The sequence below is a fragment of the Flavobacterium agri genome (genome assembly GCF_013401995.1).
GTDB lineage: Bacteria > Bacteroidota > Bacteroidia > Flavobacteriales > Flavobacteriaceae > Flavobacterium > Flavobacterium agri.
Genome location: NZ_JACBJI010000002.1, coordinates 657,723 through 672,425 on the forward strand (window position 1 = coordinate 657,723; position 14,703 = coordinate 672,425).

At 47.0% G+C, this 14,703-nt stretch carries 16 protein-coding genes; 9 read left to right on the forward strand and 7 right to left on the reverse strand.

Features of this window, described 5'->3' with window-relative positions; all coding sequences use genetic code 11:
• Window positions 1–3 precede the first annotated feature (3 nt).
• On the forward strand, window positions 4–894 hold the full coding sequence (locus HZF10_RS06940) for an alpha/beta fold hydrolase (protein WP_176005473.1): 891 nt from the start codon (window positions 4–6) through the stop codon (window positions 892–894).
• Window positions 895–972: 78 nt separating this feature from the next.
• Here the strand turns inward: HZF10_RS06940 and HZF10_RS06945 are convergent, their stop codons facing one another.
• Entirely contained in the window at window positions 973–1,593 is a 621-nt protein-coding gene (locus tag HZF10_RS06945; protein ID WP_176005474.1) for a porin family protein, read from the reverse strand.
• 83 nt (window positions 1,594–1,676) lie between these two features.
• Between HZF10_RS06945 and HZF10_RS06950 the strand changes: the two genes are divergently transcribed.
• The 5 genes from HZF10_RS06950 to HZF10_RS06970 all read left to right on the forward strand — a co-directional run bounded on the left by HZF10_RS06950 (window position 1,677) and on the right by HZF10_RS06970 (window position 5,267).
• Entirely contained in the window at window positions 1,677–1,955 is a 279-nt protein-coding gene (locus HZF10_RS06950; protein ID WP_176005475.1) for a hypothetical protein, read from the forward strand.
• A gap of 120 nt (window positions 1,956–2,075) precedes the next feature.
• Window positions 2,076–3,212 carry an Mrp/NBP35 family ATP-binding protein gene (locus HZF10_RS06955; RefSeq protein WP_176005476.1) on the forward strand — a complete coding sequence of 379 codons (1,137 nt, stop codon included), beginning with the start codon at window positions 2,076–2,078 and terminating at the stop codon, window positions 3,210–3,212.
• Window positions 3,213–3,362: 150 nt separating this feature from the next.
• The gene (locus tag HZF10_RS06960; RefSeq protein ID WP_176005477.1) at window positions 3,363–3,602 is read left to right on the forward strand and encodes a NifU family protein; all 240 of its coding nucleotides are present in this window, start codon (window positions 3,363–3,365) and stop codon (window positions 3,600–3,602) included.
• A 198-nt stretch (window positions 3,603–3,800) separates the two neighbouring features.
• Window positions 3,801–4,853, forward strand: coding sequence for an NAD(P)/FAD-dependent oxidoreductase (locus HZF10_RS06965; RefSeq protein ID WP_176005478.1), 1,053 nt, complete (start codon window positions 3,801–3,803; stop codon window positions 4,851–4,853).
• 87 nt (window positions 4,854–4,940) lie between these two features.
• Entirely contained in the window at window positions 4,941–5,267 is a 327-nt protein-coding gene (locus HZF10_RS06970) for a 2Fe-2S iron-sulfur cluster-binding family protein (RefSeq protein ID WP_176005479.1), read from the forward strand.
• 111 nt (window positions 5,268–5,378) lie between these two features.
• On the opposite strand, the gene HZF10_RS06975 is transcribed toward HZF10_RS06970, so the two are convergent.
• From HZF10_RS06975 to HZF10_RS06985, 3 genes are all read right to left on the reverse strand, one after another.
• Window positions 5,379–6,755, reverse strand: coding sequence for a T9SS type A sorting domain-containing protein (locus HZF10_RS06975; RefSeq protein ID WP_176005480.1), 1,377 nt, complete (start codon window positions 6,753–6,755; stop codon window positions 5,379–5,381).
• A gap of 175 nt (window positions 6,756–6,930) precedes the next feature.
• Entirely contained in the window at window positions 6,931–7,713 is a 783-nt protein-coding gene (locus tag HZF10_RS06980) for a DUF3050 domain-containing protein (RefSeq protein WP_176005481.1), read from the reverse strand.
• Between the two features lie 429 nt (window positions 7,714–8,142).
• The gene (locus HZF10_RS06985; RefSeq protein WP_176005482.1) at window positions 8,143–9,321 is read right to left on the reverse strand and encodes an acyl-CoA dehydrogenase family protein; all 1,179 of its coding nucleotides are present in this window, start codon (window positions 9,319–9,321) and stop codon (window positions 8,143–8,145) included.
• Window positions 9,322–9,670: 349 nt separating this feature from the next.
• Here HZF10_RS06985 and HZF10_RS06990 point away from each other — a divergent pair, with 349 nt between their 5' ends.
• The gene (locus HZF10_RS06990; protein WP_176005483.1) at window positions 9,671–11,209 is read left to right on the forward strand and encodes a carboxypeptidase-like regulatory domain-containing protein; all 1,539 of its coding nucleotides are present in this window, start codon (window positions 9,671–9,673) and stop codon (window positions 11,207–11,209) included.
• Entirely contained in the window at window positions 11,209–12,051 is an 843-nt protein-coding gene (locus HZF10_RS06995; protein ID WP_176005484.1) for a carboxypeptidase-like regulatory domain-containing protein, read from the forward strand. The genes HZF10_RS06990 and HZF10_RS06995 overlap by 1 nt, the downstream gene beginning before the upstream one ends.
• Here the strand turns inward: HZF10_RS06995 and HZF10_RS07000 are convergent, their stop codons facing one another.
• The 3 genes from HZF10_RS07000 to HZF10_RS07010 all read right to left on the reverse strand — a co-directional run bounded on the left by HZF10_RS07000 (window position 12,052) and on the right by HZF10_RS07010 (window position 14,000).
• Entirely contained in the window at window positions 12,052–12,714 is a 663-nt protein-coding gene (locus HZF10_RS07000; protein ID WP_176005498.1) for a tRNA1(Val) (adenine(37)-N6)-methyltransferase, read from the reverse strand.
• A gap of 135 nt (window positions 12,715–12,849) precedes the next feature.
• Window positions 12,850–13,374, reverse strand: coding sequence for a ribosome maturation factor RimM (gene rimM / locus HZF10_RS07005; RefSeq protein ID WP_176005485.1), 525 nt, complete (start codon window positions 13,372–13,374; stop codon window positions 12,850–12,852).
• Between the two features lie 11 nt (window positions 13,375–13,385).
• On the reverse strand, window positions 13,386–14,000 hold the full coding sequence (locus HZF10_RS07010) for a 30S ribosomal protein S16 (protein WP_176005486.1): 615 nt from the start codon (window positions 13,998–14,000) through the stop codon (window positions 13,386–13,388).
• A 193-nt stretch (window positions 14,001–14,193) separates the two neighbouring features.
• On the opposite strand from HZF10_RS07010, the gene HZF10_RS07015 reads away from it, so the two are divergent.
• Window positions 14,194–14,682 (forward strand): DUF6252 domain-containing protein, encoded by a 489-nt coding sequence (locus HZF10_RS07015; RefSeq protein WP_176005487.1) that lies wholly within the window; start codon window positions 14,194–14,196, stop codon window positions 14,680–14,682.
• Window positions 14,683–14,703 lie beyond the last annotated feature (21 nt).

A 14,703-nucleotide genomic window follows, 5' to 3' on the forward strand; every position in this document is an offset into this window, starting at 1 on the left:
AACATGAAAAAATTATTGTTGTTATCGATGCTCGTCGTGCTTGGTTGTTCCGAAAAAAGGCCGCAATCCGAAGCAAATCCCCAAACCCGATTCGAGAAAGCGCTCAAAGACAATACGTACGGCAAAAACGACAAAGCCGGAAAGTATTACGACATCCGCGGATTCAGGATGTATTGCGAAACCTATGGCGAAGGCGAACCCGTGCTGATGATCCACGGCAACGGAGGCGATATTTCCAATTTCGTGATGCAAATCGGTTACTTTTCCAGGAAATATAAAGTCATCGTGCCCGACAGCCGCGCACAAGGCAAATCGATAGACAAAAAAGATTCGCTGAGTTACGAGATGATGGCCGACGATCTGGCCGAACTCCTGCACCAAATGAAAATAGAAAAAGCAAACGTGATCGGTTGGAGCGACGGCGGAATAGAAGCTTTATTGCTGGCCAAACGCCATCCCGGAAAAGTAAACAAACTCGCTATAACCGGAGCGAACATCTGGCCCGACGCAACCGCGATAGAACCCGGAGAATGGGCGAACATGCAGAAAAGCTTCCACGAGCTCGAAGCCAAAATGAAAACTCGAAAACCACAAACGCCTGCCGATTCGCTTGCGTACAAACTGCAGAAACTCATGGCCGGACAACCCAATCTCAAACCCGAGGATTTGGCTTCGATCACCGCGCCGACTTTGGTCATAGGAGGTGACCACGACATGATCCGTCCCGAACACACGATCGCGATTTTCCGAGCGTTGCCCAATGCGCAATTGTTGATTTTGCCCAATTCGGGTCACGCGACACTCGTGAGTTTCGATACCGAATTCAATGAAAAGATCGATTCGTTTTTCTCAAATCCGTTCGTGAAAAGGAAAGCAAACGAGCGGTTTTTCTAACAGGTTTCAAATAAAAAAGCGGCCATTGCGACCGCTTTTCCTATCATCAATAATTACTGTTTTTTAAACGGATTAATTTTAGAAACGGTATCCGGCCGAAAGCTGGAACACGCTGTTGTACGCTTTGTCGTTGTCGATATCGTTGATGTTCATAAAGCCCTGATACGCTCTTATTCCGAAGAAAACGTGAACCGGAAGCTCGTATTCCGCACCGGCCGTCAAACCGAAATCGATCGATTTTAGGTTGTCCTTCACATCGTCTTCGTGCTCGGTCGTCACGCCTTCTACAGACGTCGTGTATTTCTGCTTCGCGCTCAAAAGGAATCCAACCTGAGGCCCGACGCCTACGCTAAGTCCTTTCACTCCAGAAAAATGGTATTTCACCAAGACAGGAAGATTCAGGTAGTTCAATTTCACCCATTCGCCTTTGTAGTTCTCGCCAAAAACGTTTTCCTCTACGTCGCTGTCTGCACCTTGCATAGAAAATACGAGTTCAGGTTGGATAGAGAATTTGTCGTTGATCATATATTCACCGAATACACCCACATGGGCGCCGATTCGCGCACTTACGTCTTCTTCGTCTCCGGTGATGGTAGTAGATTGGGCTCCGGCCTTAGCGCCGAAATGGAATTTCTTTTCCTGGGCTTGCACACCAAAAGTGCATACGGCAAGTACTGCCGCACAAATGATTTGTTTCATGATGATTGATTTTGATTGATGATGGCGCAAAAGTATCGGGAAGGTTTTTTCTTGCCAAACAGAAGTTCTTAAACATTTCTTAAATGGTACAAAAGGCTCATTTTGAAATTTTTGTGATTTTTTTCGGCGAAATTTTTTATGGCAGCAATTCCGGCCATCCGCTTTTAGTCCTCGTTTTTCGGCGGGTTTTTGCAGCTTTTGCCACGGCTTCCTACGGTCGCCGCGCAAATCCTCAAAAAACCACGCCAAAAAGCCTGTGGGCTAACCGCTGCTGTCCGGGCTGCGGCTTTCATCCCAACGGGAAGTGCCGGTTCTTGAACGGGTTTTCCAAACCAACCGATTCGCATCGCCCGCACGTTTAAACATTAACGATAATTTGTCGGTTTTTGCCCGTTCCGATTGTCGATTATGCATTGCGGTTTGGGTTTTGTCCGTTATCTTTGCAATCTGAAATCAGTCTTAATAAAGGCTGTCCCATTATTATGAAACTCGACAGAAAAGAAATACTCAAAGCGCTCGAAACGATCACCATAGCCGGAGAAGGCCAGAACATGGTAGAAAGCGGAGCCGTCAAAAACGTACTGACCTTCGGCGATGAGGTCGTCGTCGATCTGGTACTTTCCACACCGGCGATGCACATCCGCAAAAGAGCCGAAGACGACATCAAAAAATTGATCCACGAGACGTTCTCTCCAGATGTCACCGTAAAAGTGAATTCGAAAGTAGAAGTGCCCGAAAAAGCCGAAAACCAAATCAAAGGCAAGCAAATTCCGGGAATCTCGAACATCGTGGCCGTAGCTTCCGGAAAAGGAGGCGTCGGGAAATCTACCGTGACCGCGAACCTGGCCGTGACCTTGTCTAAAATGGGCTTTAAGGTTGGCGTGCTCGATGCCGATATTTACGGTCCGTCGATGCCGATCATGTTCGACGTGGAAATGGAAAAACCCGTTTCTGAAGTCGTAGACGGCAAATCGAAAATGAAGCCGATCGAAAGTTATGGCATCAAAATGTTGTCCATCGGATTTTTCACGGCACCGTCTCAAGCCGTTATCTGGCGTGGGCCGATGGCTGCCAAAGCGCTCAATCAAATGATTTTCGACGCCAACTGGGGCGAACTCGACTTTTTGTTGCTCGACTTGCCGCCGGGAACAGGCGACATCCACTTGAGCATCATGCAATCGCTGCCGATCACGGGAGCGGTCGTGGTAAGTACACCTCAAGCCGTGGCTCTTGCCGATGCGAAAAAAGGCGTTTCGATGTTCACTTCGGATGCGATCAACGTACCCGTTCTCGGAATCATCGAAAACATGGCCTATTTCACGCCAGAAGAACTTCCTGACAACAAATATTATATCTTCGGTAAAGAAGGTGCGAAAAACCTCGCCGAAGACCTTGGCGTTCCGTTCCTTGGCGAAGTGCCGCTCGTACAATCGATACGCGAAGCCGGAGATTACGGCCGTCCTGCCGCGATGCAAACGGCGTCTAAAATCGAATCGGTTTTCGAGGAAATCACGCGAAACGTCGTACAGGAAACCGTGAACCGCAACGAAACCCTGCCACCTACCGAAGCTGTCAAGATCACGACAATGGCCGGATGTTCGGCAGTCAAAAAGAATTAAGATAATTTGGAAATTTGGAAATTTGAAAATGCTCATACCTGTAGAAATTCAAATTTTCGTTTCCATTCAAATGTGTAATGTTTGAAATCGGGAATTTGATGGTGCACGCATTTTCAAATTTCCAAATTTTCAAATTTCCAAATTAGAACAATGAACACAACAGAGCTAACGCAAACCATAGAAAAAGCACTCGAGGAAATCCGTCCGTTCCTGAACAGCGACGGAGGCGACATCACGTTGGTTTCGATCGAAGACGACAAGCACGTCACGGTACGCCTTCAAGGCGCTTGCACGAATTGCAGCGTGAACCAAATGACGCTCAAGGCCGGAGTCGAGACGACCATAAAAAAATACGCGCCCCAAATAGAGACCGTTATTAACGTGGCTTGATTTTTTTGGGTTGTGGTTGTTTTTGGCTCCGAGCGCAGTCGAGGAGCCGAAGGACTCAAGTTGCGATGCCTCGGGATCGCATCCTTCTTGCGGTCGTTTCCGTAAAACTTCAAAATCCGTCCGTCGGAAGCCGACCGAAGGCAACAATAAAATACGAAAGTTGAATAGATTGTCCGGATAAGAACCGGACCCTAAAATATGATCAAAACCGACATACTCATCATCGGAGCCGGCCCGACCGGTCTTTTTGCCGTGTTCGAAGCCGGCCTTCTCAAACTCAAATGCCATATCATCGACGCGCTTCCGCAACCCGGCGGCCAGTTGACCGAACTTTACCCAAAAAAACCGATTTTCGATATTCCGGGATTTCCGGAAGTACTCGCAGGCGATTTGATCCACAATCTTATGGAGCAGATCAAGCAGTTCCAACCTGGATTTACGCTTGGCGAACAAGCCCAAACCATCGAGAAACAGGAAGACGGCACGTTCATCGTCACTACAGACAAAGGCACGCAACACCATTGCAATTCCATCGCGATTGCCGGTGGATTGGGTAGCTTCGAACCACGTAAACCGATCATCGAAGACCTGGAGTTTTACGAAGACAAAGGTGTAGAGTATTTCGTGAAAGACCCCGAAAGATACAGAGGCAAGCGTGTTGTCATTGCGGGCGGAGGCGATTCGGCACTCGATTGGAGCATTTTCTTGGCGAATGTGGCTTCCGAAGTCACGTTGATCCACAGAAGAAACGAATTCCGTGGCGCTCTCGATTCGGTAGAGAAAGTACAGGAACTCAAGTATCAAGGTAAAATCAGGCTTATCACACCGGCCGAAGTTGTCGGTCTTAACGGAGCCGAGCGACTCGAATCGATCGACATAGACGAAAACGGTGCGCACCGCAAATTAGAAACTGACTTTTTGATTCCGCTTTTCGGATTGACGCCAAAACTCGGCCCAATCGCGAATTGGGGACTTGAAATCGAGAAGAACGCGATCAAGGTCAACAACGCTCTCGACTATCAAACCAATGTAGAAGGCATTTACGCTATTGGTGACGTCAATACGTATCCAGGCAAATTGAAACTGATTTTGTGTGGATTCCATGAGGCGACGCTTATGTGCCAATCGGTGTACCAACGCATGAATCCTGGGAAAAAATATGTGCTTAAATACACGACGGTTTCGGGTATCGACGGATTTGACGGTACGCGTAAAGAAGCAGAAAAAGCCGTAGTGAAATCAATCGATTGATGCTATAAACCTCAAAGGTTTCCAAAACCTTTGAGGTTTCCTCCCTAAACCCTAATTTTGCTTCGGTTTCCAAGAAGCCTTTCCAAAATGTCCGACATCAAAATCACCATAATCGACCGCGAAGGCGTTTCACACGAGGTAGACGCGCCTACCGACATGAACATGAACATCATGGAACTCGTGCGCGCTTACGAACTTGCGCCCGAAGGCACAATCGGTATCTGCGGCGGAATGGCCATGTGCGCTTCGTGCCAGTGTTATGTCGTGAACGATGTGCCGCTTCCCGAAAAATCCGATGATGAAGAAGCGATGCTGTCGGAAGCTTTCAATGTAAAACCCAACAGCCGTTTGGGTTGTCAAATCAATATCACGCCCGAAATAGAAGGGCTTGAGATAGAATTGGCGCCGGAATAGGCAATCGATATTTTTCGGATTCCTTCAGTCTATTCCGATAAGTCATTTCCATAAATAGAAAAAGGACAGAAATCAATCTGTCCTCTTCCCGAAATTAATCAATGCGTATTTTTATTGCTTGATAAAGCGCAATGTTTTGGTAGCTCCTTCTTTGGTCACTTTTACAAAGTAGACACCGTTTGCGAAAGAGGCAGTCGAAATCGTCAAATCTGAATCGTTCGAAATGTTGCGCACGGCAACCATCTGGCCCAAAGCGTTCACGACTTCGTAAGACTGTGGCAAATCGCCCGAAATTCCAATCGTCACGAAAGAATCGGCCGGGTTCGGATACAAGTTCAATCCTTCGAACTTATCGAAATCCGGAGTAGCCAAAGCCTGACAAGCCGTCGATGCCGGAAGTGTCGAACGTCTCGGCGAATTCTGCAATACGGCCAAAATACGGGCCTTCTGGTTCAACGTGAAAATGTTCATGCACGTATCGTACGTATAATCCATGTAGTTTTCGACCATATCGTTTCCTGGAGACAACGCACACGAATTGTAAACGGCGTCACAATCGTAATTCTCTTCGGCTGCGGCAGGCGTATCAGGACAGAAATCTTTGAAACTGTCGGTAGCGTTTACCGTACAAGACGAGCTGTCGCCCCAGATGTGGCGCAATCCGAAACAATGTCCGATTTCGTGCGTAGCCGTACGGCCTTTGTCGTAACCCGAATAATAATTTCCGGTCGAGTAATCGGAAGATCCGAAACAATGCCAGTCGATGATTACGCCGTCGGTAGTGGCCAATCCGCCGTCTGCGTTCAATCCGCCTAAGCCAGAGTTGCTCGGGAATTGAGCGTAACCCAAAATACCATACATTTCGGCCGAAGGCGATGAGCTGAACTGACATACCCAAATGTTGAAGTATTGCGTCGGATCCCAAATCGTGTTTGGCTTCAGGTTGTTTTCTATACTGGCTTCGGTCGACCATTGTGCCGTATTCAAATTGACGCGGTCGATACCGTTGGTGGCGCTTCCGTCCGGTTTTTTCTGGGCAAGACAAAATTCTACTTCTACATCGGCTCCGACCGCATTGGTGTTGTAACCCGGCGTTCCAAGGATTCTCCTGAAGTCGTTGTTCAATACCGTGATTTGTGAAATTACGCGCGCATCCGAAATGTTCTCGTTCGTACCTACGGCATCACCGTTGTGGATTACGTGTACGACGACCGGGATGTGAACGACCTCGGCTACGCTTTTCGAATTCATGAGGCGTTGCTTCGCGGCTTCGACTTTTGCTGCGATCCAGGTTTCGAAAGCTTCTGTATTGGCGCGGTTAGAATTTTTTTGTTGAAGGGACGCTTCGTATTCATCCGAAACGCAACGGATCTGACCTGTTGCAGGATTCACACTTCTGACAGGACTTCCGAAAACGGTACGTCCCGTTTGAGCCTGGGAAACGGCAAAACTGCACAAGGCCAAGGTGGCAAGAGTAATTTTTTTCATAGTTTTCTAGTTTTTTGGCAAACCTAAATGTTAAACGTATTGCGTCAAACCAAAATAGGCGCAATGCGTGATTCTCGCTACAAGCGCCCGTTTTTTATCGACGGACGGCGAAAATAACACAATTCTCACAATAAAATGCAGTAAATGAGGCTAAATGGAGAATTTTTAAGGTAAATCACGCAAGTTCCGGTTTCATGAGGATTTGTTCCTCGATTGCATTCCATAAACCGATGCGTTTTTCGAGTGCTTCAATCGAAATTTCTTCGGATTCCCGCCATTTGATTTCGTCCTGTCCGCAAAGCTCGTCTATCATTTTCATCGCCATCGGACCGTGCTCGTCGGCATCGAGTTCGATGTGTCTTTCGAAATAGTAGACCAATTCGCTCAAATCGGTTTCGGGAAATTGTCGTTGGAAATTCTTGAGGATTTGCGTGAACATATCCGGAATCAAATCTTCGCGCCCAAAGGTGAAAGCCGCGGCAATCTTGTGCGCCTTTCCTTCCTCAATTACACGGAATGTGAACTCGAGGAACGCCTTCACGTCGGGATGCAGATGGCTATGTCGGATGCCCACGAACACATTTTTCAAAGCGAGTACGTCGTCTATGAAACGTTTGATTGCAGACGTGTCGGCTCCGCAACTTTCCATGGCCGACAGGTACATTTCGTAATGGCTTTTGCGGCTTCCGTCCAAAGCTACGTCCGATTCTTCGGCCAGTACGATTTCATTGATCAAATAGCGTGTCTCGGGATTTTTAGAAGCGAACCAAGGCGTTGTCGTACACGTCAATTTTTGCTGTAAAGCCTTTAGAAGCGACATGAAATCCCATACCGCAAACACGTGGTTTTCGAGGAAAACGTGTAAATCTTCTACGGTCTTGATCTTGTTATAAAGCGAATGTTGGAGCAGGATTTCTTTTTGAGGCTGGATGGCCTGGTTTATTTCTAGGGTCGACATTGAAATAGCGTTGTTTGTTGTGGAATCGCAAATGTAGAAATGATGATGTAAAATCGGATGTGTTTGTGTGGGATTAACATTAATCGATTTCGTTCTTCCCAGCCCATGATTTCTTTTTTGCAGATACGAGGTTTTGGAAACTAGGGTTTTAGCCCTTCCGAAGCTTCGGGACAAGCCGTTTTAAAGAATGCTAGTAGCGGGTCGGCAGGAAAACTTCTTATCGACACATTTAACAAAAATGTACGGTTTTTCTATACCGACATTAATCCTGATTTCCACACAGGGTACGGTGTGTCCCTTCCCCGCAGCGAAGTTCACGATTCCCGGAATAGGGCAGGTGCGGAAAAAATGTACTTTTTGTTAAATCAACCCATAAAAAAATCGGGAAACACGATAGCGCTTCCCGATTCTGATATGCTGTATTTTCTATTATTTGAACGCAGCGAAACCCGTCACGTCCATACCTGTAATCAACAAGTGGATGTCGTGCGTGCCTTCGTAGGTAATAACAGATTCTAAGTTCATCATATGGCGCATGATTGAATATTCGCCCGTGATGCCCATTCCGCCAAGGATTTGACGTGCCTCGCGAGCAATCTCGATTGCCATGTTCACGTTGTTGCGCTTCGCCATGGAAATCTGTGCTGACGTGGCTTTGCCTTCGTTGCGAAGAACGCCCAAACGCCAAGTCAGCAATTGCGCTTTCGTGATTTCGGTGATCATTTCGGCCAGTTTCTTTTGTTGCAATTGGGTCGCACCGATTGGTTTGTCAAACTGGATGCGCTCTTTAGAATAACGCAAAGCCGTGTCGTAACAATCCATTGCCGCTCCGATTGCGCCCCATGCGATGCCGTAACGAGCCGAATCCAAACAGCCTAGCGGTGCGCCAAGTCCAGATTTGTTCGGAAGCAAGTTTTCTTTCGGAACTTTCACGTTGTCGAAAATCAATTCACCTGTAGATGAAGCGCGCAACGACCACTTGTTATGGGTTTCAGGTGTTGTGAAGCCTTCCATTCCGCGTTCTACGATGAGTCCGTGGATGCGTCCCGATTCGTCTTTCGCCCAAACGACGGCGATGTCGGCAAACGGAGCGTTCGAAATCCACATTTTGGCGCCGTTCAAAAGATAGTGGTCGCCTTTGTCTTTGAAGTTGGTGACCATGCCGCCGGGATTCGATCCGAAGTCGGGCTCGGTCAAGCCGAAACAGCCCATGAATTCACCCGAAGCCAATTTCGGAAGGTATTTTTTGCGTTGTTCCTCGTTTCCGTATTTCCAGATCGGATACATAACCAAAGAAGATTGTACCGAAGCCGTTGAACGCACGCCTGAATCACCTCTTTCGATTTCCTGCATGATCAATCCGTACGAAATCTGGTCAAGGCCTGCGCCACCGTATTCTTCGGGGATATAAGGTCCGAACGCACCGATTTCGGCAAGTCCTTTAATCAGGTGCATCGGGAATTTCGCGTCCTGTGCAGCATCTTCTATGATTGGGGAAACTTCGCGCTTTACCCACTCACGAGCCGAATCGCGTACGAGTTTGTGCTCGTCGTTAAGCAATTCGTCGAGAAGATAATAATCAGGCGCTTGGAACAAATCTGGTTTCATTGTTTACGTGATTTTTGCGCGGCAAAAGTAGGGAGATTTTTTGGGTTGGCAAGTTTACGAAACCGATTTCGTTTGCGTTGTTCGAAATTCGATTTTTCCCGGCAGAAATTACCACCACCGCCCACCCACAATTTACCTCGATTCACATCGGCTCCCATACAGAAAAACTACACATATTGTTAAAATCAACATCCCCAATAAATTCCGAACATTAAAATCCAAAACCTCCGCCCAATCCTAAAATCCATCCACTCACCAAATTCCAATCCAGCCCAAACGAATTTTTTTTTAAGTTGCATGCAACGAAATCCCATTTACTTTCGTCTACCAAACAAACACATCGATCAAAATGAAAAATCTACTCTTGCTTTTTATCGCTTTCCTTTTCGGACAGGCCGCTTTTGCACAAATCCGCGGACGTGTCGTAGACGTAAAATCGGGTGAGCCGATTCCGTACGCCAACATCCTCATCAACAATTCAGACAACCAGATTTCGAACGGCGAAGGTTATTTCACGATTCCCGCCTCGAGTTCATCCGAAGAAACCGTTCTGCAGATTACGTGTATGGGTTACGGCGGCATCCAGATTACCGTCGGACAGCTTCAATCAAGGGATTCCGTAATCAAATTGGACGAAGTTTCATACGAGCTCAATAACGTAAACCTCGCCGAACGTCCGACGGCCGAATCCATCATGGCGCAAGTCAAGGCGAATCTTAAAGCGAATTATTCCTTGCATCCGACTTTGGCCAAAGACCAGTTGTTTTTGCGCGAGATCAACCAGTTCAATCCGTCCAAATTCGAAGTCGAAATCACGAAATCGACAGGGTTTACCAAAGGAAACCTCAAAGAAGCGAATTCCGAAATAAAAGGATATATGCAAAGTTTGGTCACGCATCCGCCAAAAGGATTCACCGACGTGCTCGGCAATTATTACACGTCTCCGAAAACCGATCCAGACGCGAAAGACCCCAAAAAAGTGTCGTATTACTCCAAGCTCGACGTTGTCCAGGCCACGAAAATGCAAGACGAAAACCGCTCGTCCTCACTCGACGACATGCAGGAAAAAGCCACGAAACTCATGCTCAAACACCTCGACACGACCAAATATTACCGCATAAAAAGCGGCTGGTTCGGCTCTAAGGACACCGTTTCGCTGCGCAAGGATTACAATAAGAAAAAGAGCGCAAAGAGCAAAGTCAGCAATGTGAGCAACGCCAAGACACGTTTGTCGTCAATCCGTACGAATTCTAATTTCCTGTATTCCCAAAAGCTTGAATTCGTGACCGATCCGAGCATTTATCGCTATACTTACGAAGGAACGGTTTTGCTATCGGACGGTTCCTATGCCTACGTCCTCAAATTCGAACCACGCAAAGGGCGGGCGCTTTATCGCGGTAAAATCTACGTTTCCGATTCCGATTATGCCGTATTGCGCGCCGATTACGATTTGTATCCGGGCCGGAAAGTCGAAGGCTTGAACGTGAAGTTGATTCTGGGCATCAAATACTCTGAAAACGTGAGTTCGGGCACGGTGATTTTCAAGAAAGATCCGGTTGCCGAAGGGTATTACCTGCAATACGCGTCCCAAACTTCGGGTCAATATTTCTACGTGAACCGTCCGCTCAAATTCATCGAATTGACAGACGAAGAGAAAGATGTCGTCGCGTTCGATTTCAAGATAGAAGGCAACATTCTGAGCAAAAGCGAATTCCTGAACATGTCGCGCACGGCAGTTTCGGACGACAGTTTCTCGGGTATCAAAGAAGAAGATTTCGCCTACAAGAAAATCAAGAAATACGATGCTTCGCTTTGGACGAAATACGGCGCGATCGAGCCTCTTGAGGAAATGAAGCGTTATCAGGTGATGGAAGAATCGCCGAATTGATGATCCGGATTGTCGCGTTCCTTTTCCTATTGTTGACTGATTTTGTACACGCTCAAGTTTCGGGTGTGGTCGTCGATGCTGAAACGAAATTGCCGATTCCTTTCGTAAATGTCTGGGAAGAATTCGGCGATTTCGGAACGACGACTACTGAATTGGGAACGTTTGAGCTGCCAACGGTCAAAAACGGTGAAAACGTCATTTTGAGTGCCGTCGGTTACGAGACGGAAAAACTCGAAATCAAGCACAACGACACGGTTTTTCTCGCGATAAAGCCTTTGGAACTGTCTGAAGTCAAAGTCGGGAAGGGTAAGGGTTGCGAGCTCAAACTCGGCAAGCTCAAAGGCCGGAAAGTCTCGTTCCTGCAATATTCGAAAGACGGCAAGAACGGTTCGCCCATGATTATGGCGCGTTATTTTCCGAACACGTGCAACAAGCCGATTTTCCTAAAGAAAGTCAAGATTAAGCCAAGCGCTTCAGAAAATGCGACGTTCAATCTGCGGTTTTATTCTGTAGATGAAGACGGTTCGCCAAAAGATTTTTTGTACGACAAGAACATCATCATTTCTGTCGGTTCTTTGGCGTTGAACAAGACGATAAATCTCGAGAAATTGCGCATTCCGGTTCCTGGAGACGGGATTTTCGTGGCAATCGAATGGCTGATTATAGACGAAAACAAGCGCTCGCCCAAATCGAAATACAATTCGACTTCGTTCACGTTTTGGGAGCCTGGAATCACGGCTTTTGAAAATCCCGACAACACAGAAAGTTGGTCGAATTCTGGCGGTCATTGGTCGCGTCAGCGCAATTATTCGCTTGCGATGGAAGTCGAGTTTGGGGATTGATTACATTTTGAGGTAGAAATCCTGCGTCAGACCGATATATTCTTTGGTGTAGTCGTGACGCGTATTTTCAATCGCGAAAGTGTCGGTTTCAACTTCGGATTTTTGTCTCGAAAAGGCAAGGAGGCTGCGTTTTATTTCGGATTCGGGAGTTCCTTTTACGCGTGTGATTTTTATCGGGAACAGACCTTCGGCTTCGGCCAGATCGATGAATCTCTGTTCTTCTTTGAATGGGATGATGACGCACAGGATTCCTTCGTCGGATAGCAAGACCGCACTCGCTTCGATCAAATCTTCGAACGGTAACGATTGGTTCTGCCGCGCTTTGTCTCTCGCATCATCTCCCGAAGAAACATTTTCCGAATAAAACGGCGGATTGGAGACGATCAGGTCGTATTCTTCGTCTTCCAAATCGTCCATGAAGTCGTCCAAAGACGCGTGGAAGCAGAAAAGGCGGTCGTTCCAAGGTGATTCCTCGAAGTTCTCGACGGCTTGCTCGAACGCGTTTCCGTCGATTTCGAGCGCGTCGATTTGTTCAGCCGATGAACGTTGGGCGAGCATCAAAGCAATCAAACCTGTTCCCGTTCCTATGTCCAAAATCGAATAAGGATTATGGTCGATTTTTGCCCAAGCGCCGAGCAGAACGCCATCCGTGCCGACTTTCATCGCGGTCTGGTCTTGGGAAACGGCAAATTGTTTGAACTGAAACTTCAAAATTCGTTAATCGTTAATCGTTGTTCTGACTTCAAAAAACGGGAATAACGAATGTTGAATAACGAACAACGAATGTTGAACTTTTGATTAGAGATACATCTCGATAAGTCCCTCGGGCAAATCCATCACGATTTTTTTCTGGTCGCGGTTGACCTCGACGATGAATTGGTCAATCATCGGAATCAGGATTTCGGTATAGCCTTTTTTGACTTCAAAAAGCGGTTGAGCCGCGGAATCGTTGATGGAAATAATCGTCCCGACGTTGCCAAGACGTTTGTCCTCGATATGGAATCCGATGACTTCGTGGAAATAGAATTTGTTGCCTTCGAGTTTCGGCAATAAATCGAGTGGAAGGTAAAGCGCTTTTCCGAGAAGTGCCTCGGCGTCTGCTTCAGAATCGACATCCTCGAATTTCACGCGAAGAAAATCGTTCTTGTGCAATCGGGCGTCTTGAATAAAAAATGGAACCAGATTTTTGCCGATTTCGACAAAAACTGATTCCATTTGTTCATACATTTCGGTGTCGTCGCTGTCCAGATAGACCAGAACTTCACCTTTGAAACTGAATTTTTTGGCGACTTTGCCCAAATAGAAACATTCTTCTTTGCGCATTCGCCGAACTATTAAGCTTCTTTTTCTTCGCCTTCGGCAGCAGCTTCTTCAGCAGCAGGAGTCTCTTCGGCAACAGCTTCTGTAGTAGCGTCTACTTCTGCGGCCGGCTCGGCAGCTTCTTCTGTAGCTTCTTCAGTCGCTTCCTCTGCGGTTGCAGCGGCAGCAGCTTCGGCTTCAGCTTGTTTTGCGGCAGCGATACGGCCTTCGTTTACTTTTTTCTCGGCAGCAAGAGCTTCGGCTTTAGCCTTGTCTTTCGCAGACGCAAGATTGTCTTTCTTGGCAGTTACTTTTCCTGCTTTCTCGTCAAGCCATTTTGCCAATTTAGCGTCGGCAGCTTCTTGAGTCAAAGCACCTTTGCGAACGCCTCCGTCAAGGTGGTGTTTCAACAAAGCACCTTTGTAAGAAAGGATAGCACGAGCTGTGTCTGTCGGTTGTGCACCGTTGTGAAGCCATTCGACAGCTTTGTCGAGGTTCAAATCGATGGTTGCAGGATTAGTGTTCGGATTGTAAGTACCGATTTTCTCTAGGTATTTACCATCTCTTTTTGAGCGGGAATCAGCCGCTACAACCCAGTAAAAAGGCTTCCCTTTTTTACCATGTCTTTGTAATCTGATTTTTACTGACATAATCGTATGATTAAATTTGGGTACTCGACCCGGTTAAATAAGGGAGCAAAGATACATTTTTTTTGAAAACAAAGAAGTTAGGTCTCGTTTTTTGCGATGTTAAAAAAATGAGGCCTTTTGTTTTTTTTAATTACTTTGTCCGTCTTTCGACCAAAACGCTATTTTTGTCACACAAAAAACACAACCTACAAGCATGAAAAAGATATTTTTACTCCTGTTCACGGCCGTTGCGCTTAGTTCTTGTACAGAAGATATCCGCGACAACAGTCCGTCCCTCGAAGGTTTGAGAAACGGAAGCCGTTGGCGCGCACCGGGAGTTACCGCAACTTTGGGTTCTGGAGGCGACCTTACGATTTCTGGAGGAAACCAGTTCGAAACGTTGACGTTGAACGTACCGTCGGCCAACGCTGCAACCTATACTTTGGGCACAAGCGAAAACAAAAAAGCGACTTTTGTCGTGATTGGCGACTCGGGAACCAAGACATTTGCGACCGGCACCGGAATCGGAAACGGAGAGATAGAAATCGAAGTGTACGATGAAGTCAAAAGGACCATTACAGGAACGTTCCGTTTCAACGCTATCGATGAAGATGCTGTTGATCCCGAGAATCCTACCGCGGCCGAAACCACGAATTTCATTGAAGGACATTTCTATAAAGTGCCGGTTTATCCCGCTTTGTAAAGCGATTCAAACTATTTGGAA